The 20,241-nt window shown below is 65.9% G+C and carries 11 protein-coding genes and 1 tRNA gene; 6 read left to right on the top strand and 6 right to left on the bottom strand.

Annotated elements, in window-relative coordinates; translation table 11 throughout:
- Window positions 1-87 precede the first annotated feature (87 nt).
- Entirely contained in the window at window positions 88-681 is a 594-nt protein-coding gene (locus DEI82_RS16105) for a hypothetical protein (protein WP_181435075.1), read from the top strand.
- A gap of 106 nt (window positions 682-787) precedes the next feature.
- Here the strand turns inward: DEI82_RS16105 and radA are convergent, their stop codons facing one another.
- The gene (radA, locus tag DEI82_RS02430) at window positions 788-2,149 is read right to left on the bottom strand and encodes a DNA repair protein RadA (protein WP_111035692.1); all 1,362 of its coding nucleotides are present in this window, start codon (window positions 2,147-2,149) and stop codon (window positions 788-790) included.
- 9 nt (window positions 2,150-2,158) lie between these two features.
- Window positions 2,159-3,136 (bottom strand): SGNH/GDSL hydrolase family protein, encoded by a 978-nt coding sequence (locus tag DEI82_RS02425; protein ID WP_111012003.1) that lies wholly within the window; start codon window positions 3,134-3,136, stop codon window positions 2,159-2,161.
- A 143-nt stretch (window positions 3,137-3,279) separates the two neighbouring features.
- Here DEI82_RS02425 and DEI82_RS02420 point away from each other — a divergent pair.
- Together DEI82_RS02420 and DEI82_RS15940 are read left to right on the top strand one after the other, a co-directional pair.
- Window positions 3,280-3,369 (top strand) — tRNA-Ser (locus DEI82_RS02420).
- Window positions 3,370-4,223: 854 nt separating this feature from the next.
- Window positions 4,224-5,981 (top strand): restriction endonuclease, encoded by a 1,758-nt coding sequence (locus DEI82_RS15940; protein ID WP_146242810.1) that lies wholly within the window; start codon window positions 4,224-4,226, stop codon window positions 5,979-5,981.
- A 266-nt stretch (window positions 5,982-6,247) separates the two neighbouring features.
- Here the strand turns inward: DEI82_RS15940 and DEI82_RS02415 are convergent, their stop codons facing one another.
- Entirely contained in the window at window positions 6,248-6,490 is a 243-nt protein-coding gene (locus tag DEI82_RS02415; protein WP_111035691.1) for a hypothetical protein, read from the bottom strand.
- Window positions 6,491-7,056: 566 nt separating this feature from the next.
- On the bottom strand, window positions 7,057-7,791 hold the full coding sequence (locus DEI82_RS02410) for a trypsin-like peptidase domain-containing protein (protein WP_181435074.1): 735 nt from the start codon (window positions 7,789-7,791) through the stop codon (window positions 7,057-7,059).
- Between the two features lie 907 nt (window positions 7,792-8,698).
- Between DEI82_RS02410 and DEI82_RS16415 the strand changes: the two genes are divergently transcribed.
- On the top strand, window positions 8,699-8,824 hold the full coding sequence (locus DEI82_RS16415) for a hypothetical protein (RefSeq protein ID WP_258371920.1): 126 nt from the start codon (window positions 8,699-8,701) through the stop codon (window positions 8,822-8,824).
- A 199-nt stretch (window positions 8,825-9,023) separates the two neighbouring features.
- Window positions 9,024-9,569 (top strand): hypothetical protein, encoded by a 546-nt coding sequence (locus tag DEI82_RS02400; protein ID WP_146242809.1) that lies wholly within the window; start codon window positions 9,024-9,026, stop codon window positions 9,567-9,569.
- Between the two features lie 29 nt (window positions 9,570-9,598).
- Here DEI82_RS02400 and DEI82_RS02395 read toward each other — a convergent pair whose 3' ends face one another.
- Together DEI82_RS02395 and DEI82_RS02390 are read right to left on the bottom strand one after the other, a co-directional pair.
- Window positions 9,599-10,165 (bottom strand): hypothetical protein, encoded by a 567-nt coding sequence (locus DEI82_RS02395; RefSeq protein WP_111035688.1) that lies wholly within the window; start codon window positions 10,163-10,165, stop codon window positions 9,599-9,601.
- Between the two features lie 26 nt (window positions 10,166-10,191).
- The gene (locus DEI82_RS02390; RefSeq protein ID WP_111035687.1) at window positions 10,192-11,241 is read right to left on the bottom strand and encodes a hypothetical protein; all 1,050 of its coding nucleotides are present in this window, start codon (window positions 11,239-11,241) and stop codon (window positions 10,192-10,194) included.
- Window positions 11,242-12,318: 1,077 nt separating this feature from the next.
- On the opposite strand from DEI82_RS02390, the gene DEI82_RS02385 reads away from it, so the two are divergent.
- Window positions 12,319-18,963, top strand: a complete 6,645-nt coding sequence (locus tag DEI82_RS02385) for a PA14 domain-containing protein (protein WP_146242808.1) — start codon at window positions 12,319-12,321, stop codon at window positions 18,961-18,963.
- Window positions 18,964-20,241: the final 1,278 nt, after the last annotated feature.

The following is a 20,241-nucleotide window of genomic DNA, read 5'->3' as shown; positions in this document are numbered from 1 at the left end:
CCCGTACACAGCCCGAACGTCGTCGTGTCGGAGCGCTCGCAGGATGATCGGCAGGCCGCGGAACCGTCGGCCGCGAAGGAGCAGACCATGAAGACCACCGCATCCCGCATCCTCATCGGAGCAGCCACCGCCGGCGCCGTCGTCGCGCTGACGTTCGGCGTCGGCGCCACCGCCGCGGACGCTGCGACGCCGACCGCCGCGCCGTCGTCGTCCTCGTCGTCCACGCCGTCCTCGTCGTCGTCCTCCGCGACGCGGGTCGCGCTCGCGTTCCCGATGCGCACGCTCCGTGCCCACGCCGTCCGGCTGGAGACCGGCTCGGTGCCGAGCGCGCTGCGGAGCGACATCACGGCCCTGAAGGGCAAGAAGGGGCACGACCGCCGCGAGGCCGTGCACGCGATCGAGACGAAGGCGATCGGCGGCGGCTACGGCGGCGCCGTCGAGACCATCGCGAAGGAGGCCCAGACGGCGTGGGCGTCGAAGCCGGCCGGGCTCGAGCAGGACCGCCGGGCGCTGAAGGGCGACTCGACGTCCGAGCGCCAGGCAGGTCTCGCCGCCATCGAGGTGAAGGCCCTCAAGGGCACGTACGGCAGCGCCATGCAGCACTACGCGCAGACCGTCAAGACGAGCATCGACAAGCACCTCGCGGCGACGGAGGCGACCTCCGTCGGCGCGATCGTCTGACTCGCGGCCCGGACCCGGACCCGAGTGCGACCTGCTGGCCGCACCCGGGTCCGCCGCGTCCCCGTCACCAGTCCTGTGCGATCGGGAGGCGCGGCTTGCGTCCGCCTCAGAACGCCGCGTCGAGCTCGCGCTCGCGCACCGACTTGGTCATCGCGAAGGCGACGCGTAACGCCTCACGCAGGTGCTCGGAGTCGGCGCCGAGCACCGTCGTGAACCCGAGCCGCCGGGCCTCGGACACCCGTTGCTTCTCGCCGGTGGTCGGGCGGATCTCGCCCGCCAAGCTGATCTCGCCCGCGGCGGCGAGCGTGTGCGGGTACGGGCGGTCCCGAGCCGCGCTCGCCAGTGCCAGGGCGATCGCCAGGTCTGCGCCCGGTTCGGTCAGCCGCATGCCGCCGACGGTCGACACGTAGACGTCGCTGTCCGACAGCTTGATGCCGGCGCGGCGCTCGAGGACCGCCAGGAGCATCGCGACGCGGGAGGAGTCGACGCCGTTGACCACCCGCCGGGGCTGCGGCGCGGAACTCGGCACGACGAGCGCCTGGACCTCGACCGGAAGCGCGCGCCGGCCCTCCAGGGCGATCGTGATGCAGGTGCCGCTGACCGGGGCGCCGGCCCGGGACATGAACAGCCCGCTCGGGTCCGGGACCTCGTGGATGCCGTCGCCGGTCATGTCGAAGCAGCCGACCTCGTCCGTCGGGCCGAAGCGGTTCTTGAGCGCGCGGATGAAGCGGAGTGCGGTCTGGCGGTCGCCCTCGAAGTGGCAGACGACGTCGACCAGGTGCTCGAGCAGCCGGGGACCGGCGATCGTGCCGTCCTTGGTGACGTGCCCGACGATGAGGATGGGGAGCGCGCGGTCCTTCGCGACGCGGATGAGGGTCGATGCGACCTCGCGCACCTGGGACACCCCGCCCGCGATGCCGTCGACCGCACTCGACGAGATCGTCTGCACGGAGTCGGCGATCACCAGGTCGGGCTGCACCTGGTCGATCTGCCCCAGGATCACGGCGAGGTCGACCTCGCTCGCCAGGTAGAGCTCGTCGTGCATCGCCCCCGTGCGTTCGGCGCGCATCCGGACCTGGTCCACGGATTCCTCGGCCGAGACGTAGAGGACACGCTTGCCGGCCGCGGCCGCACGGGAGGCGACCTCGAGCAGGAGCGTCGACTTGCCGACTCCGGGCTCGCCGCTCAGCAGGATCGCGGCGCCCGGCACGATGCCACCGCCGAGCACGCGGTCGAACTCGCCGATGCCCGTGCGCCAGTGCGTGACGCGTTCGCCGACGGCCTGGGTGATCGGCTTGGCGACCCGGCCACCGGTGACCGCAACCGCCGCCGTGCCACGGGTGCTCGCCTGGACGGCGGTCGCGTCTTCGACCGTGCCCCACGACTGGCACTCACCGCAGCGGCCGACCCACTTGATGCTGGTCCACCCGCACTCGGTGCAGCGGTACGCGGTCTGGGCCCTGGCCATGCGTCGAGGCTAGGCGGCGCCGCTGACATCGCCGCGGTGGCTCGCGGCGTCGTGGCGCTCGGTCGGCGCGTCCGGGTTCCCCGCGACGTGGCTGCCGTGCGATCGGTGCTGTCGCAGGTGCTGGAGGTCCGGGCTGTGCTCGTCGGCGGTGTCGGCGTCCTGGTCCGCCCGGGCCGCCGCGACCGCCGCCGCACGCGGGCCGAGCTCCTCGACCTCGCGCGCGGAGAGGTAGCGGCGAATCGCCATCAGGGTGTCGACACGGGCGTCGACCGCCGGCTCGAGCGCGCTCGCCCAGATGCGGTAGCCGTTGTCATTCGGGTGGAAGAGGTCGCCGTACGTGTTGCGGAAGGTCCGGCGGAGGCCGACGCGCTTCGTGATCTCGTGCAGGGGCGCGACGGTGAGGCCGAACTCGGCGGCCACGCGGTGCACGATCTCGTTCGCGACCTGGACCTTGCGCTCGCGCTCGCGGAAGAACATGCACGGCAGGTCCGCGACGATCGCGTGCGAGGGCACCGCGGCGTAGATACGGCGGAGGTTCCGCTCGAACTTGTCGGGATGGAAGTCCAGGATGTCGTTCGCCCCGATCACGACCGTGCAGATGTCGGGCGTGTACGTGCCGAGGACCGGGAGTTGCTCGTGCCGGGCACCCCAGGTCGTGGCGCCGGAGACGCTGAGGTTGACGACGCGCAGGGTCGACCGCGACCGCCGCCGGACCCGCCGCGCGAGCAACCCCACGTAGCCCCGGCTCGGCACCGTCGCGCCGACGCCCTGGGCCGCGGAGTCGCCGATCGCCACGTAGGTGAGCTGCCCCTCGTGGTGGATGCGCTCCCGCCACCAGTCCGCGTGCACCGGCAGCATGTCGACGACTCGCTGTGCCGCGGCGCGCTGCCCCCGGACGCCCGCCCGGGCCCCGAGCGCTGCGGCACCGGCGACCGCGAGGCCACCGCCGACGGAGGACACGAGTGCCACGAGAGAGCGCGTCTTCATACCCGGGACGATACGCAGTCGGCCTCAGCGCCAGGTCACCGTGTCCGGGGTCGGTGGACAGCCGTGCATCGGGCGCCGCTGGGGACGGCGAGCCGACGGTCCTGCGTTCCTCGGGCCTCCCGGCATGCGGTAGGATCGTCGGCGGTACCGTGTCCGAGCGGCCTAAGGAGCATGTCTCGAAAACATGTGTGGGGGCAACTCCACCGTGGGTTCAAATCCCACCGGTACCGCCAACGCAGAGAGCTCCAGATCCCCGGAGATACGGGGGTCTGGGGCTCTTTTCGTTCGTTGACGGGCACTCTCCAGTAACCGCGCGGTAACGGAGCACCTGCACGCAACTGCGCGGAGCCTCCGTCGACCCCGGCAGCCGACGATTGCCGACCGAGTCTTCTGTGAGGACCAGCGCGACGCTGGGTTGCTCGCAATCGAGCCGCGCGCTCGTGCATAGTGAGCGAGTCGAAGCTATACAAGGAAGCCCACCGCGACGCTAGTCGAGGGCGGTGGTCGTCGAGGGACCGCTCTGCCGCGTGCCGTCGTGCACGATCCAGCGCTCAGCCGCATGCTGAGCCGGGTAGCTAGTCGTTGCCAAGCTGAAGGAGCGCCAACGGCGTGAGTGTGGGGTCAGGGTTGTAGTGCCAGTTTCAACCACTAACCTCACATCTACCGTCGCCACTTGGGGGAGAGTTAGTTGAGTAATTCAAACGAGTCAACCGAGAGCCGGTCCCTGACAGGCACGTCACCCGTCGCGGGAGTTGGAATCGAAGAGCTCCGTGCGCAGCACCACTTGTGGGTTTCACAGTTGGCTTCGGTCCCAAACCTTCCCGGGAAAAAGGACGAAACCATAGCCATTTTGGTCGAACTCCTCAAACTCGTGGCACAAGGGCCCATCTTGAATTTCGCCGCTCACCCGACTCTCAGTCAAATCGACTCGCCGAAAGACTGGCGCTACTACCGGACTCTCCTGAACTCCCTCGGTCTCACTCAGTCCTCGTTGGCGGGACTTGAGCTCACTCCGGAAGGCGCAGCGTACCTAAGCACGCGGGATCCAAAGGTCCTAGCGAACCTTCTCGCGAGCCGGATCCGTGTCGTGGCCGAATCTCTTGGCCGCCTAATCGACGGCCCACGCACCGTGAAGGAGGTACACGATGAGATCGTGGCAAGCTATCGCCTTCCGTGGGGTAACGTCGCGAACGTTCGGAACCGACTGACGTGGCTCGAGATTCTGGGCGTTGTGGAGTGGCTCGGCGGTGGAAAAATGCACGCGACAGGGCTTGGCCGAGAGCTCTACGATGGCTGGTTGACAGTTTCGCCGATGGCTCTCGAGTACGAAGACGATGCCGCGGTTATCGAAATCGCGGAAGCCCCGGTCGAGATTGCAGCTCTGTTGAACGCGCTGGCGAAGGACCCCGAGAAGCACATAGATCGCGCCACATACAACATTTGGGTTCCGAGCCCGAAAACCGATCCAAATAAGATCGAGAACATGAAGGTCGCTATCGGCGCCGCTGTCGATCCGATCGAGAAGTCCGTGCTCCTGCAGTTCATAGCTGATCGATTCAATCTGAAGCGCAGCAGCGTGGACTCCATGCTTCCGTTCATGCGCGCGGCAGGATTCCTGCAGGAGAAGCAGCGCGGCATTTTCATGGCCACGACCGCCGCCAGAGCGTGGATCGATTCCGGAGACGATCTCAACTTTATTCGTGTGCTCCATGCTCATATGCGCTTCGTAGGCGAGCTGCTTCTTCTGATCAAGACGAGTACGCCTCGGAGCGACGTTTATGCGCATGGCACGAGCGTTGGCCTCAACACCGACAAAGTTCGCTGGCTGATCTCGTTTCTCGAGGACGCAGAGTTGCTTATCCAAACGTCGTGGTCGGCTGTGCAGGCAACAAAGCTTGGACTGGCGGTCAGCGCGTCTCTGCCGCTTGCAGATCTTGACGTCTGGATCAAGGGGGCTCCTTCCGCCGCGAAGAGGCCATCTGACGCGATTCAAGCGGCCATTCGGCCCGAGTCCGGGGAAAATCAGAAGACGCTCGCAGTACGCATCGCAGAGGGCCTAGAGCGAACTGCACTTGATCCATCGGCGGACAACGGTGCGCCCGGAAGTGCTTTCGAAGATTTCATCCAGCGCGCCTTCGAGTACATGGGATTCGAATCCCAGCGCGTCAGTGGATCGGGTGACACCGATGTGCTTGTGAAGTGGCGCGATAGTAGCGGCCTCCTTCGTGTCGGGATAGTCGACGGCAAATCCACATCCTCGGGCAAGGTCAGTCATACTAGTGTGAGCGATATTGCGCTCGAAACGCACAAGTCAAAACATAAAGCAGACTACGTCGCCATTGTGGGTCCTGGCTTTTCGGGCGACACAATTCGCAGTACTGCCAACGCAAAGAATTGGTCACTGATCACGGCGACTGATCTTGGCAGGCTTGTGCGAATCAGTTCTTCGTTCGGTTTTCGGCCGTGGGAAATAGCGGCGGTCCTTGATGGTGAGCAAGGAAAAGCTGAGTTAGAGGAGCTCGTCCGAAACCGCGAGCGTGAACTCGAGGTCACTGCTACTGTTTTGACACGTCTTCGCGAGGAAGCGCAAGCAGGCGAGGTGCTCTCAGCGCGTGATATTTCGCTGATCGAGAGGAAGTCGGCCCTCAGTCCTGGCGTTGATGAAATTGTCGACGTGCTTGGAATCTTAGCCGGGCTCGATCCCGCGCCGATCCGAACTGTTGAGTCGTCGCCTGATCCTCGGCACACTTCGTACGAATTGTCAGAGGTTCTTCCCGCCGTAAGAAGACTTCGATCGCTTGCGGATGCGCTGCAGCGTGGCGCGGCGGCCACGGATCGAAGCTGAGGCGGACAGCCTCTGCCGTCATTGGCCCGGTAGGGTCAGTTCCGGCGGTGCGGTCGCGCCGCTCGAAGAGAACTGTCGCTGAGGTCGAATCACCTGGCACAGGTATAGTCGCGGCTGAAGCCGATCGGCAATCCGCTACGGACACGCGTTGATTTCGAGCGACGGCGTGTGGAGTGTTCTACGAATACGAGTGCGAAGTTAGTGGCCGTCACGCCCTGGTTTCATCGCCTCAATGTCTTGGAAGGTGCAATCGGGGCCCATGACACTTATCGCTCGAGCTTCTCGATGATGCGAGCGGCGGCCTCGTCGCCGGACACGGTTCCGGCGGCGACCTGGCGGCCGAGCTCACGGGTCTCCTCGTCCGTGACCTGATGACCAGCGGCGGCGAGTGCGGCGTCAGCGCGGGCGATCGCGCGCTGGATCTCGGCGTCGGTGCGTGCCGACGCGGTCTCGCGCTGCTTCGCGGTGCCGGACCCGGTGACGGCCTGTAGGTGGGTGACGTGGCGCATGAGGGCTCCGTTCTGTCCGGACCTGGTTTACCGGCGAGGTCCGGCGTTCTGGAGGGATTTCGTCGTCATCGAGCGCCCGAGGGGGTGCTCCGGAAGTTTCGGATAAGGGGCACTATCACTGGCGTGAATCGTGACCCTTGAAGTGACATGGAGCTGAGCATGTGAGCGGGTCCTGGGTGTCCAACTGTCGTCCGCCAGCTAACTTGTCCGACCTCCACTGAATGTGTCTGAAATACGGATGTGCACACGTTGCTTGGCAGCGCGGAGCAGCCACGTCGCCCAGTGCCGGGCTCAGCTCTCGTGCGTCGGGAGGCGTCCGTATAGCGTGCGTGAACTGAGATAGTTCGCGGACCACCTATGTGAGACAGGGTTCGATCCAGAGCAGGGCCGTAGGAGTCCGAAGCCCCTGCCGGTAACCCGGGGCTCACTGGTGGACCGGCTATCGGACGCTGCTGCGCATCTTCTCCCGCTCAAAACGACGACAGGAAAACTGGCGCGCCCAGCGAGGAGCATAGGGTCGCTTCACGCCGAACGCGGCCTGTTGCCTGCGGGAGCGCCTGCAGTGATCAGGTGAAGAGCGAACGCCCGTTCAGCAGCTGAGGTTCCCAGTCGGACACCGCCGAGAATGGAACCGCGTACGCGAACGTCAGCGGCGCGGCGTCCCCCTGCCTCGACGACCGTTCGCCGACGTAGATACCGAAGACGGGGAACGCGGTGGGATCCGCGCTATCCGGAAGTGTTGGCCTCAGCAGGACCGGTGCCCCGGAGCAACCAGCGCCGGCGCGCTGACTCAGTTCCATGAACATGTTGCCGCGAATACCCGGCAGGTTTCCGGGACCCCTGTACCTGCGCAGGTGCCCAGCAGAATACGTCAGTTCAAGTGTGACGCCCTCGCTGTCTCCCCGCCAGTAATCGTCGTCAGGATACCCCAACACCGCATAATCGCCGCTAATTGGGAACCTATCAGTCGAGGTACGCAGGCGCACCCTGCCAGCTGGACGATCGTTCGCCAAAGTGAATACTGCGATATCCTCTGTAGGATGGAATTCCGCAGCCGATACGAACAGAGGACGGAACTCAGCCCCATTGGGGAGCAGTAACGCGGCCGTCTGACCCGGCTGGAGCCCGTCGAGGACATGGCGCGCTGTCATGCCGATGAGCCCATCGTCCTCGTTGTCGATAAGGAACGCCGTTCCGCGGACACCGTGGCCGGGAACGCGCTGCCCCTCAACGGTCAGAGTGACGACCGGGCAAATGCTCCAGTTCCACTCGCTGTGCTGGGCAGGGGTAGAAAGGTCCATGCCTACATTCTGTCGAACAACCCCTGTCCCAGTCATCACGCGGCTTGGCACCCTCAGCCACCCACTGGCAAACAGGTGCTGACTAGGCCTGTGCCTCTGGCTCGTGAAGCTCACCCAGGGCAATCGAGGTCTCTGCGAGGAAGTCCTGAAGATCGCTCTGGGCCAACAAAACCATCTCTTCAGCGCCATCGGCCAGCTGCAACGCCCCAGCGCAGTCGTTTCCACCGAACACGTGCCCGCGCCCGTCGGCAGCGAGCCTCCGACGGCGTCTTTGTACTACACCTGTCCCAGGCCACTCTTGAACCACATGAAGGTAATGTCGTCCACCCCGCGACCCTGCGTGACCGGCAGCGCTCCGGGCAACCATGGAAGCCCGAGCTCTTCGACTTGCTCGACCAGCATGTGGGCAAGAACATACCCGTTGTCGACGGTTGCATCGACTCGCACAGTTGATTGACCGACTCCGAAGCGCGCCCAGGCCCGATACCCGCTTCGCATGCGAACAATGCCGATGTGCTGGTTGCCCTCGACCGCACAGCGGAACGCAGCACCTTCAGCGTCGGACAGATCCGGCGAAGGGCAAACCCGTATCGGGACCTCCGCTTCATACGCGAATAGCTCGCACGCGGAATTGCCGGCTTCGGTCGCTGTTCGAGCGGACTCGCTTCGGATAATCTCTGGGAGCCCTGTCCCCCAACCGGTCCAAGCGACGCCTCCGTTTAACGGATACACGATGATCTCTATAGTCACCGATCCTCTCTACTCCGTGTTGTTGAAGCCGAAGACCTGAGGCTCCAAGACGGCTGGGTCGGGTGATGCCGCGGCGCTCTCCCGTATCGCACCCGAGTAGGCGCCCGCAGGTACAGGCCGGCACGCCGTCGGGGACGAGGGAGACGGGGTCCGCGATATGGCGGGAACCATCGCCCGTCGGCTCGGGATGCCCGTCGAGCAAGCCCCGAACGAGACGTTCGGCCCGATCTTCGCCTCGGACCAGCTTGCGTCGAGCGCGTCGAAGCGCTCAGTTGCACGCTGATCCACCCGTAGGTGCGTCCCTGCTGCCCGGAAGGGTGCCGGTCCTGTCGGTCTCCGGTCTCAGCCTGTGCCTGCCGGCTGGATGCTATTGGCGAGGTCGCCCAGCTCGCTGCAAAACCGTCTCAATTGCCGTTCGGCTGACGCGGCGCTCCCCGTAGTAGGACATTCCGGGCCCGGCGCGCTGTTGGCACACTGTTGCAGTGACGTACTCCTCGCCGATTACCTTCTTCGCCGCCCAGCCCGCGCCTCAATCTCTGGATCCAGCGCTCTGGGGGTTCTATGGCGTCCTCGTGGGTGCGGTCATCAGTCTGGTCGGTTCCGTTGCAGTGCCTTGGATTCGTGACTCGATGGATCGGCGGCGCCAACGTGCTGAGCTGGAGTACGCCGAGAGACGCGAGTGGCTAATGAACTCGATCGCAGCATTGCTCGACTACCGGCAGGCTCAGGGCGCTCGCCAAGGGCAAGGCCCCGCGTTGGCTGCAGTTGGGACAGCGATGAACCAGCTGCGTGCCCGCCTGAAGCCCGAGGAAGAGGACGTCGCCCACGTCCTCCTGGTGATGCTTGCGATGATCCAGGAACCGCGCCCGGGAGTCCCGAACATGGTCGGGCAAGCGATGACTTCGCTCGTCAACTGGGTAAGAGGCGATGTCCGCACCGAAGACCTGGTAGCCGATGTCGAGCGACGCGCGCACATCAAATTCTCGGATGACCGGTCAAGTGCAGAGCCAGCCAGCCCGGCCTCTTGATGTCCGATAGTCGATCGACTATTGAGACGTCATCGACGGCTTCGGTGGGTTCCGTTCAACTCGTTGCGGACGGAGTGAAGGGTGACGTAGGCCGTGTACAGGCGCGGAACGGCGATCAGGAAGAGCAGCAGGACGTAGCTGGCGAAGGCGATAGCCATCGCGGCGAAGAAACCATGAATGGTGCCAGTCTCCGGGTCGGCCGTGAAGTTCATACCGAGCACCAACATAAGCGCAGCGGCGCCCGAAAATAGCGAAGCCACGAGCAGGTGGGCGGCCGACTCGTCCAGGGCGTCCCGATCGATGCGCTCGGTCTCGCCGAATACCGATGCCCGTTCCGTGAGCTTGAGGCGCATCGACGAGATTTGCCCCCAAGCAGCGAGGAAGCTCCCCGCCAGCAGCGCCACACCGCTTAGGAGCGCGCCGGGTGCGGCCAGCCGCGCGTCCGGCAGGGTAAGCATCGCGATGAACGCGCCCGCAGGCACGAGCAACAGAATTGTTCGCGTGAACCGGTCCGGATGTATGGCTTCGTCGCGGTAATCACTGAGGGCCTTCCAGTGCCCGCGGAAGAGTTCGATGGGCCAGAGTTGTGAGGCCACGGCTTCGTCCTCCGTTCAAGCTGGTGTTACTCGGGAAGGGTGGTGGTGATCTTCAACGCGCTCGCGATGCGATTGACCACCGGGGCTGCCTCGTGGATCAGCTGGTACCCCTTGGGACGAGTGGATCCCAGAGGGTAGATGAACAGCTTGTCCACTGTCTCGGCGTTGATCGTTTGCCGTTTGCCTCGCTCGACGATCGAGATCTCGGCGTCGTCGTACTCTATGCCGCTCCTACTGACAGCTGGATCGACGAGCTCGATCACATCGCTCGCGGCGGCCTTGCGCCGCTCGAGCTCTGTAGTTGAGCCCTTCCGTGCAGCCATCGCAAGGATCGCATCGAACACCTTCTCAGCGGTCGTCTTCTTCAAGCCCCACTGCACCAGCTCCAGGTCATAGCTGGTCCGTGTCCCCGCGGCGCTAACACCGCGCCGGCGGAGACGGAAGGACGGGTCCGCGGCGTTGCCGAGGATGCCGTCGAGCCTGGCCCCGTCGATTCTCGGAGTGAGGTGCCAGTTCAGGAATGGACCGACGATCTTGCGGTTGTCGGCGTTCACGGCCACGGCTGCGTGCTGGGCGCGACGCGTCAGCCACTTGATCAAGAGCTCGCCGACATAGGTCTGCCCACGTACTTCCGAGAGCATGATCGCCATCGGCCCAGCCTGGGGGAAGAGCAGCACAACCTGCATCCCACGCACCGCTGCCTTGCGCTCGATCGGCTCGTGCGTGCCGTCCCGACTGACCAATGCGTCATGGTCCTGCTCCCGACCGGTCTCAACCGTCACACGGATGCGCCGGTCCTCGACCTGCACGTCCGTTACCTCGAAGTACGGCACACCCTCGGTCTCATCGAGCTTGGCCTTGCGTTCTGCGTCCGTGGCTTCGTCGACGTAGAACGTCGGCGTCCCGAGCTGGGTCCGATCGTCCTGAAGTTCGAGCAGTTCCTTCTTGAACTGCTCGAACGCATCCACTTCCCCGCCGGCTGCGCTGACATCCTCGAGCGCCATCGCCCCGTTCTGCTCACGTGCGCGACCGAGACGCGGCTCGAGGGTGTGGATCCGGTAGCCGTACGTGGTCATTGAGCGGTAGCCAATCGTTGAGGGTTACCCAGAAACATAGATGACTTCGGTGGCGGCGCCGAAGCGCCAAGCCGCCAACTCTCGGCCGAGCTTCGCTGACCGCTTGTGATCGTCACCCTCAGGTGAGCCCGACCGATGCTGGGTCTCGATAGCCGGTCCTCCGGCGTACGGGCCGTCGCGGTCGCACGCAGCTCTCACCATCTGTCTCACATAGCTGGTCCGCAGACAGTCGCGATGGCGGGGTGCTAACCGGACGCCCATCGGGGAGGTGCTTCGCCTCCGCGCTGCTCTCGGGAGCGGGCGTCCCCCAGCGGCGCTGTGGTGCAATTTGGTGCACCACCACCTGGCTGGGAACGGCTTTGACTGGCCCAACCCGTCAGCAACTTCCCCATGAATCCGGCGGTCGGGGGCGCGCCCGTGCAGGTACGAACACAGGGCGATGGGTTCAAATCCCACCGGTACCGCCAGTGTGATCGATCTACAGACCGGTCTCCAGAAGAGCCCTCGGCCGCGGCCGGGGGTTCTTCTGTTTGAGGCGGCGCGCTCGCGAGCCGGGCGCTCTGATCAGCTCTTTCGCCGTCAGTTCTTCGCCATTGTCACTAGGGCTGGCTGGCCGGTGTCCGAAGCCTGTAGGAAACCTCAGATCCGCTGATTTGTACCCTTTCCCCCCTCGGACGCATTCTGGTGTTCCTGTGTTGGCTACCAGCGAAGTGGATCCGATGACCCCCTGTTGAGGGGAATTACTCGTACCCCGACACTTCATTCGTGTGAAGTAGTTCAGTCGGCTACCCACTTGGCTCTTAGGCTCCGCTGTCCCTACTCTCAGCTTCGCGCGCTCGGTCGCGCGTTCGCCGCGGGGGAGCCCGCTGACGCTTTGGGGTGTTGATGCTGGTCCGGGGGTCTCGTCGTTTCGCGACGGCTGCTGTTGTTCTCACTGCTGCATTGTTTGCGGAGGTGCTGGTCACCGTGCCGGCGCATGCGGATACGCCGAAGGGCTCGGATTACTCCATCGTCCCGCCGGAGTCGTCGAACGCGGTGAAGGCGGCGAAGCCGACGGTGCCGGTCGGGGATCTGACGATGCCGGAGCAGGATCTGCCGACGGCGCCGGACGCGATCACGCATCAGCCGAAGCTGCTAACGGCGAAGGCGGACGCCGCGATCGATGACTCCCCGAAGTCGTCGTTCGACCCGGACACCTCGGATCTGGTGTCGCAGTCGGAGTTCCGGAACACATACCGGAACGATGACGGCACGCGGACCGTGGTGATCTCCGAGACGCCGTTGAACGTCAAGGGCAGCGACGGTGACTGGACGCCGGTGAACACCGACGTGACCGTCCGCTCCGACGGAGACGCGGTCGTCAAGGACCACCCGCTGACGCCGGAGTTCGCCGACCAGGCGTCCGACACCGGGGTGCTCACCGTGCACCACGACGGGTACACCATCCGGTACACCCTCGAGGGTGCGGCGGACAGTGACCTGCACCACAGCAGCAAGGACGCCCTGTCCGACGTGGTGACCTACCCGAACGTGTTCCCGGACACAGACCTGCGGTACACGGTCTCGAACGCGCAGGTGAAGGAGGAGCTCGTCCTCGGCGCGGTGCCCGACGCGGACGAGGAGAGCTGGACCTGGGACGTCGACGCGGACGGCCTCTCCGCAGCCACCGAGGACGACGGCACCATCGTGTTCACCGCCCCGGATGGGACCACGGAGTTCGCGATCCCCGCCCCGCGGATGTCGGACTCCTCGGGCGTCGCGGGCGTCCAGGAGCCGGCTTCCACGACCGTCGCAACGACCTTGTCGAAGACGGACAGCGGATGGACGATCCGGATGAGCCCGGACCGTGCGTGGCTGACGGACCCGGCGCGGGTGTACCCGGTGTCGGTGGACCCGTCGTCCGCCACAGCATGGTCGGACGACCAGCACGCCTACAAGTCCGACGGCAGCACGATCACCGACGGCATCATGCGCATCGGGAACTCCCGTGATGGCGGCGACAAATACTGGCGCAGCATTCAGCACTTCAAGTACGAGCAGCTGTTCGGCAAGCAGATCATCTCCGGCCGAATTGACGGCTACTACCACAACGCCGGCACCCAGGACGCGTTCACGGGGTCCGTGCACGAGGCAACGTCGTTCTCCTACGGCGGGGTCGGGACCAAGCTCAGCGGGTGGACGATCAGTTCCTCCGGCAGCGCGCACGAGGACGGCGTCGCGAACGAGTACGCCTCCCTCGTGCGGGCACAGCGCTCGGGCATGTACATCATGGCGCGCGGGTCGGAGACGCCCGGCTCGTACACGTACAAGACCATCGACGCGGCACTGATCCTCGGGTACAAGGACTTCCCGAGCGCCGGCGGCGCAATATCCCCGGCCCCCGCCAACGGCGGCCGCAGCTCCCTCTCCCCGACCCTTGCGGTGTCGGCCACGGACCCGTCCGGGGAGGGCCTGCAGTGGGAGTACGAGGTCAGCACGTCCTCGAACCCGGACTCGAGCACGGTGTGGAACTCCGGCTGGGGTGACCAGCAGGCGCAGGTCCCGGACGGCACCCTCAAGCCGGGCACGAAGTACTACTGGAAGGCGTACGTGAAGGACGCCTACGACGGCGTGTACGGCACCAGCACGCAGGAGCCGTCGTCCGTGTTCTCCTTCACCACGAACACCCCGGCCGTGGCGTCACAGTCCTCGGCGCTGCCGGTGGACAAGGCCGTGCAGACCTCGACGACGCCAACCCTGTCGACGCCGCTGCTCACCGACGTCAACGGCGACAAGGTCAAGTACGACCTCACCATCGCCACCGGCTCCGACGCGGTCAGCGGCGCCGTGATCTCCACCGGCTGGGTGGACCCGTCGAGCCTGCCCGCGGGCGGCGCGGTGACCTCCGCGAACGGCCGGTTGAGCTGGACGGTCCCCGCGAACGCCTTGCAGGACGGCGGCCACTACACCTGGACGGTGCAGACCACCGATGGCTACGACCCGCAGCTGACCCCGTGGGCGAACGAGCTGACGGTGAACAAGCGCATCGGCGACGCCGGCCCAGCACCGACCGACACCGCAGGCCCGGTGACGGTGAACCTCGCCAACGGCAACGTCGGGATGAGCTTCTCCTCACCGACGGTGTCCACCCTCGGCGGCAGCATGGGGGAGGGCTTCAGCTACAACTCCCTCCAGACCGCCTCCGGCGGCCTCACCGGCTCCTACTACGACGACACCCCCGCCTCGGGTGCGTCCCCGGACTACTCCTTCACCGGGAAGACCCCGGTGCTGGTGCGCACCGACCCGAACGTCTCGTTCAACTGGGGGAAGAACTCCCCCGGGCCCGCGGTGCCGAAGGACTACTTCCTGGCACGGTGGACCGGCTACATCCACGTCCCCACCGCGGGCAGCTACACCTTCAGCGTCACCCGTGATGACGGTGCGCGGGTGTGGATCGGCGCCGCCGGCACCACCATCAAGGACACCGACAAGCCCCTCTACGACGGGTGGACGCCGTCACCGCACGCGGAGCAGACCGCCGCGGCGGTGCAACTCGGCACCGGCGCGCTGCCGTTCCGGATGGACTACTACGAAGGGTCCGTCGACGCGAACATCTCGCTGATGGTCACCGACCCGCAGGGCAACAAGTACGTCGTGCCCTCCGACTGGTTCAGCCGCGACGTGCAGACCCTGCCCGCCGGATGGTCCTCTTCCACCGCCCTCGAGGGCGACGCGGGCAGCTGGGCCAGCGCCCAGGTGACCGAGTCCGCGGTGATCCTCACCGACGCTACCGGCACCGCCCACACCTACACCAAGACCAGCGGCGACGGCTCCGGCACCGGCTACACCGCACCCGCCGGCGAGTACGGCATCGTGTCGCTGGACCAGAGCGGCCGCGTCACCTACACCGACGACGACGGCACCGTGACCGTGTTCGCCGCGAACGGCCTCGTGCAGACCGTCACGAACCCCGCCGACGCGATCAAACGCGCCACCCCCATCTCCACCTACCGGGGCGGGACCGGCATGATCGACAGCATCCGCGACCCGCTGTCCTCCGACACCAACCCGCGACAGATCCGCTTCGCGTACTCCGGCGACAAGGCCGCCGACGTCGGCCTCGCCGCGGCCGACACCGACAGTTCCGGCCTGGCCTGCCCGACCGCGACCGGGTTCGGTGCGGTCCCGCCGAACATGCTGTGCCGGATCATCTACCCCGGCCACACGCCGGGCAGCAACGACACCACGCAGCTGTTCTACGACGCCGCCGGGAACCTCGCCCGAATCCAGGACCCGGGCAACGAGATCACCGACTTCGGATACGACAACGGCAAGCTCACCCTGCTCCGCGACTCCACCGCGAACGACTGGCTCGCCGCGGACCCCACCCGTACCGCCACCGCGAACGCCGCGACCACGATCAGCTACACCAGCGACGGCAAGGCCGCCAGCGTGCAGCTGCCCTCACCGGACGGCACCGCGAACACCACCCGGCCGCTGAAGACCTACACCTACGGCGACCACACCACCTTCGTCGACGTCCCCGCGCTCGGACTGCCCGCCGGCACCCACGCGGAGACCGTCACCTTCGACGACGGTTGGCGGGAGACCTCCAGCACCAGCCCCTCGGGCTTGAAGAGCAGCCAGACCTGGAACGAACGCGACATGCAGCTGTCCTCGACGGACCAGCAAGGCCGCGTGTCCACCACCGTCTACAACGACCAGGACCGCGCCATCGCCAGCTACGGGCCGGCGCCGGCATCCTGCTTCAACGCCGACCGCACCCCTACCACCGCATGCGCGGCGACCGTTCCCGCATCGACGACCAAGTACGACGAGGGGATGCAGGGCCTCAGCGCCGCCTGGTACACCAACGACTCCCTCTCCGGCGCGCCGAAGTCCTACAGCCTCGGCATCGGGAACACCGACGGGTCCGTGAACCAGACCTGGGGGAAGACCACCCCGCCAGCAGCGGGGAACGGCTTCGTCGCCGACAAGTTCTCCCTCCGCCTCACCGGCCTGGTCACCGCGCCGCAGGACGGGACCTACACGTTCCTGACCAAGGCCGACGACGGCAGCCAACTCTGGATCAATGACGAACCCCTGATCGACGACTGGGGACCCCACTCCGCGACCGAGACCACCGCCTCCAAGTCGATCACGCTGAAGAAGGGGCAAACCGCACGGATCCGACTGCAGTACCGCGAGATCACCGTGGACGCGTCCCTGGTCCTCGAGTGGAAGATCGGCACCGGCGCGACCACCGTCGTTCCCGGCTCCGCCCTCACCCCCGACTTCGGACTTACCACCTCCACCACCACCGCCGACCAGGCCCCGTCCGGCTACACCGCATCGCAGGTCTCGCCCACGACGACGAGCACCAGCTACACCGACCCGTGGCTCGGCATGGCGACCACCACGACCGTGGACCCGGGGAACCTGAAGCTGCAGTCCACGAGCACCTACGAGCCGCTCGGCACCGGGTACCTGCGTGAGACGTCGAGCACCCTGCCCGCGCAGGCCGCCGGTGGGGCGAGCACGTCGACGTACTTCGGTGACACCCAGACGATCAAGGACGCCTACGGCACCACCGATGGGCAGATCTGCGGCGTCGACGTCACCACCCCGCAGTACGGACAGCTGATGACCAGCACCGACGCGACCCCCGCCTCCGGGAGCCCCGTCGTCACGTCGTACATCTACGACCTCTGGGGCCGCGTTGCCGGCACCAAGGAGTCCGGGGACGCCGACTGGTCCTGCACCTACTACGACACCCGCGGCCGCACGGTGAAGACCACCACCTCAGCGTTCAACGGGCAGCCGGGTAGCACCGAGACCACCAGCTACTCCGCCGACGGCCTCACCACGGCCGTCACCGACAACGGCGTGACGGGGTCCCCGAACGGCGCCACCGTCACCACCAGGACCGATCTCCTCGGACAGACGGTGAGCTACACGGACGTGTGGGGGACCACGACGACCAGTCAGTACGACGCGGCCGGGAGGGTCACCTCCGTCACGGCGACCACGCCGGACGGCGCGACGCACACGACCGCGTTCGAGTACAACAGCGACTCGCAGGTCGAACTCGTCCGCGTCGACGGGAAGCCGATCGCGGATCCCACCTACAGTCAGGGTGAGCTCGCGACGGTGACGTACCCGTCCGGTGCGGGGAACGCCGGGAACGGGTCGGCGTTGGCGCAGATCGTCAAGGACGCGACCGGCGCGGAGACGAGCAGCACGTGGTCGTTCCCGAACAACCAGCCCTCCGTCACCGACTCTGTGGTGCGGTCGCAGTCCGGTAACATCCTCCAGGACACGACCACGAACGGGACCATCTCCAACGTGTCCACGTACGGCTACGACACCGCAGGACGCCTGACCTCAGCAACCATCCCGCGGCACAAGCTGACCTACGGGTTCGACGCCAGCAGCTGCACCCAAAGCGGCGCGGTCGCGGCGGCCGGGAGGAACGGCAACCGCACCAGCACCACCGACCAGCTCACCGACACGGCCGGGAACCCGGTCGCTTCGAGCCCGGCGACGTCCACGGCGTACTGCTACGACGCCGCGGACCGGCTGCTGAGCACGACCGTGACCAACCCTGTCCCCGGTGCAACGCCAGTGAACCAGACGCTGCCGGCGTCGGCGATCGCCTACGACGCGCACGGGAACACCACCCGCCTCGCAGACGAGACCCTGCAGTACGACGGCGAAGACCGGCACGTCGCAACCATGCTGGACGACGGGTCGAAGGTCACCTACGTCCGCGACGCCACCGACCGGATCGTGCAGCGCACCGAGACGGGGAAGGACGGCACGAAGAGGATCACCCGGTACGGGTTCACCGGTGACGGCGACACCCCGGACTTCACCTACGACGGCACCAACGTCACCACGGAGTGGGACGTCGCCCTCCCCGGCGACGTCACCGCTGAACTGCGCGGAACCACGAGCTCGTGGTCGTACCCGAACATCCACGGCGACATCATCATCACCGCCAACCAAACCGGTACCGCAGCCGCTGGTCTTGCCGTGTACGACCCGTTCGGGCAGGTCGAAGACCCCGCCACCGGGCTCCTCGGCACCACCGCCGCCAACCAAGCCGGCCCCGACACCCAGTCCGGGAACGCCGACTACGGATGGCTCGGACAACACCAGAAGCTCAGCGAACACCTCGGCGACATCGCCACCATCGAGATGGGCGCCCGACAGTACGTCGCCGCACTCGGACGATTCCTACAAGTCGACCCCGTGAAGGGCGGCACCGACAACGCGTACGTGTACGTCAACGACCCCATCGGCGACTTTGACCTGAATGGGCAGTCCGCCTGGCGTAGATTTCTTCACGGGCTCGGCGCTGTGACTAAGAATAAGTGGGCGAAGGCCGCGGTGAGTGCCTGTGGATACATTCCGGGATGGATCGGGATGGGTTGCAGCGCACTGCAGACCGCCTCCTACCTGGCCCGGGGGCGCCGATACTATGGCGAAGCAGCGGCGTCTGCAGTCGGGATGCTTGGCGGCGGAGTGGTCGGAAAACTGGCGGAGCGAGGCGTCAAGTTCGCGGCAACTGGACGAGTAGTGCGGTGGGCAGCCAGGCGGGCGCGACCCAGGGCCTGGATGAAGCGCATTCGAGGAGCAGTGGGCTGGGGTGCCAGTAGCGCGTTCGGTTATGCTTGGGGGAAGGTGTCTGTTCCCTCGCGTTCCTGGAAGCGCCGCCCGCGTTATAATCGGTGGGTATGAGCAACCGCGGCTTATCTATCGTAGGAATTGTGCTGGGAACTCCGGCCTTGGTCTCGACGGCACTTGGGGTGATAGGTTTTCCGCTGCTCTACCTGCCGTCGAGAGCTGGCGCGGCGGAAAGCGAGCGAAACGCTCATACCTTCCATCAGGCTATGGAGGCTTGGGAACAGCACGACGGCTGGCGGTTGAGCGCTGCGAGTTGGATATACTTTGCCATTGCACTCGGTCTTCTTGGTCTTTACCGAAAGTTCCAGCAGGAAGAAAATGGCAAAATTGGGAGCGTTTGGAAACAAAGCTTGCGGTTTGCTCTCCCAGCGGTGATGGTCTTCGCTGCGGGTGTAACGCTTCAAATCTCCCTTGGCCTAGGGCAGGATAACTACTCCAACGACGCCGCCTTGCCTACGCGGTTGCTAGCGTTGCCGGCTGCGGCTATCGCGATATGGTTGGCGATCACTGGGGTAGCCGCCGTTCGCGCACGTCAAAGTCGAAAGAGGGTTCGCCACGTCGGCCGCACAGGACGACACTCCTAAACTGCCTACGCCGCGTACGCGAATACAACTCGTCGCGCGGCCGAAGCCCCGCACTACGACGGCGCGCCAAAGCCGCCGCACGACCACGCGCGCGATTGCGCACTCCGCGCACGAGTCCTGGCGATGATCGACTAGCTGCGGCCCCGACTCATGGCTACGACCTGGATCTCCGTCGTCTTAGCGCACGGCGGTAAGCAGACGGAGCTCGCCGCGCCGGCAGGCCGCGGCTGAGGACTTCCTCGTCATGATCAGGGGCGACGACCCAACGACGTTGATGCCGCGGGTGCTCGGGGTGACGCAGCTGCTCTTGAACCAGCAGCGGGTTACCGCCGGGAGTCTTAATTGGCTCCGCGCAGGGCCTCGTCCCATCGTCGATTCGCGGCCGTCCTTGACCTCGGCCTCGTCGACGCTCAGCTGGACGGTATCAAGCCGAACCCCATCCGATCAGGAGATTCGCCTCGCGAGGGGAAAATCGACGACGGTACAGGGGGGCATAGCCACCAGTGAGGAGTCAACCCCTGTCGTTGCCCGGAGAAACGGGCTTGTCCGAGACCTGCAAACGGACCGCCACGGAAAACCCCCGTTCACGCGGGGGTTTTCTTGATTCCGGAGAGTGGCTGTGGTTCAGACACCCTCGGCCTCGGCCGGGGGCTTTCTCTGTTTGGCGCCCACGGTCTCGATGATCCTCATCCTGCTGGCAGTGTTCGATCTTCCGGTTGCTCCTCATCGGAACGGCGCGTGGCTCCCA

This window comes from Curtobacterium sp. MCBD17_019, from assembly GCF_003234555.1.
Taxonomy (GTDB): Bacteria; Actinomycetota; Actinomycetes; order Actinomycetales; family Microbacteriaceae; genus Curtobacterium.
Note: the sequence above shows the minus strand (reverse complement) of the source record. Positions and strands in the feature narration are given on the sequence as shown.